Raw genomic sequence first — 2,168 nt, forward strand, 5'->3', positions numbered from 1 at the left:
GTGCTGGCGCGTGAAGACCAGGCTGGCGGCAAGCGCCTGGTAGCGTACGTGGTGGCACGCGACGGCTACACGCCGGACGCGGCGGAGCTGCGCGCGGCGCTGTCGGCCGAGCTGGCCGATTACATGGTGCCGTCGGCGTTCGTGTTGTTGGCGGCGCTGCCATTGACGTCAAACGGCAAGCTGGACCGCAAGGCGCTGCCGGCGCCGGACAGCGACGCCTATGTGCGGCGCGAGTATGAAGCACCTCAAGGCGAGACCGAGGAAGCGCTGGCGGCGATCTGGTCCAAGGTGCTGCAACGTGAAACGATCGGCCGTCACGATAACTTCTTCGAACTGGGCGGCCATTCGTTGTTGGCGGTCAGCCTGATCGAAGGCATGCGCCAGGCCGGTCTGCAGGCCGACGTGCGTGCCTTGTTCAGCACCCCAAGCATCGCCCAATTGGCGGCGGCGGTGGGGCAAGGCGGTCACGAAGTGGTGGTGCCGGCGAACGGCATCGCCGATGGCTGTGAACACATCACGCCATCGATGCTGCCATTGATCAACCTGACACAGGAGCAGATCGACCGCGTGGCGGCCCAGGTACCGGGCGGCGCGGCCAACATCCAGGATATCTATCCGCTGGCCCCGTTGCAGGAAGGGATCTTGTTCCATCACCTTATGAGCAAGAACGGCGATGCGTACCTGTTGCCTAGCCTGATCAGCTTTGACAGCCGCGAACGGCTGGACGGTTTCCTGACCGCCTTGCAAACGGTGATTTCACGCCACGACATCCTGCGCACTGCCGTGCTGTGGGAAGGCTTGGAGTCCGCCTTGCAAGTGGTCTGGCGCCAGGCGCCGCTGCAGGTGGAGCAGGTTTTGATGGACAAGGGCGACGTCGCAGAGCAGCTGTCGGAGCGCTACGATCCACGCCACTACCGCATCGACGTGCGCGAGGCGCCGCTGATGCGCGGCTTCTACGCGCACGATCCGGTGCAAGATCGTTGGCTGCTGCAGATCCTCGCGCACCACTTGGCGATCGATCACACGACGATGGAAATCCTGATCGATGAAATCCAGGCGACGCTGCAAGGCGAAGCGCTGGCGCCGGCACTGCCATTCCGTAACTATGTGGCACAGGCACGACTGGGCGTATCGCAGGAAGAGCACGAAGGCTTCTTCCGCGACATGCTGTCCGACATCGACGAGACCACGGCGCCGTTCGGCCTGCTCGACGTGCAGGGCGACGGCAGCCTGATCGGCGAGGCGCATCGGGAAGTGGATGCGGCATTGGCGATCCGTATCCGCGAGCAGGCGCGCAGCCTGGGCGTGAGCGCGGCCTCCATGCTGCACCTGGCTTGGGCGCAGGTATTGTCGAAAACATCGGGCCGCGAGGCGGTGGTGTTCGGCACGGTGCTGTTCGGCCGGATGCAGGGCGGCGCCGGTGCGGACCGCACGCTGGGTATGTTCATCAATACGCTGCCGTTGCGGCTGGATGTGGGTGTGCAATCGGTACGCGAGAGCGTGCTGGCGACCCATGCGCGGTTGGCAGGCCTGATGCGCCACGAACATGCGTCGCTGTCGTTGGCGCAACGCTGCAGTGGCGTGGCGGCGCCTACGCCGCTGTTTTCTGCGTTGTTTAACTTCCGTCATTCGGCTGGCGGGGAGCGGACGGGCTCCGCCTGGGATGGTATGGCAGTGCTGTCCGACAAAGAACGGACCAACTATCCGCTGACGCTGTCGGTCGACGACCTTGGAACCGGGTTCCGGTTGACGGCGCAAGTGAGCGCCGGCGTGGATGCGGAGCGCATCTGCGCCTACCTGCACACCGCGCTGGAGCAACTGGTGACGGCATTGGAAAGCTCGCCAGGGACTCCGGTACGCACGCTCGGCGTGTTGCCTGCGAATGAAATCGAGCAGGTGCTGCTGGGATGGAATGACACCCGCGTCGAGTATGCGCAACAAGGCTGCATCCACGAGCTGTTCGAACAGCAAGTCGCGGCCACGCCGGACGCGGTGGCGCTGGTGTTCGAAGACCAGCAAGTGAGTTATGCGGAACTGAATGCCCAGGCGAACCGCCTGGCGCGCCATCTGCGCGGTCTCGGCATCGGCCCCGACGTGCGCGTCGCGCTGTGCCTGGAGCGCAGCGTGGCGATGGTGGTTGCACTGTTGGCGACGCTCAAAGCGGGCGG

General features: G+C 64.9%; 1 protein-coding gene. It reads left to right on the forward strand.

What is annotated here, in order from left to right; genetic code table 11:
• On the forward strand, positions 1–2,168 hold a 2,168-nt coding region (locus AC1RMD_RS31170), incomplete at both ends, for a condensation domain-containing protein (protein ID WP_492932741.1).

It is taken from the genome of Duganella sp. GW822-FHT06D06 (assembly GCF_058799615.1).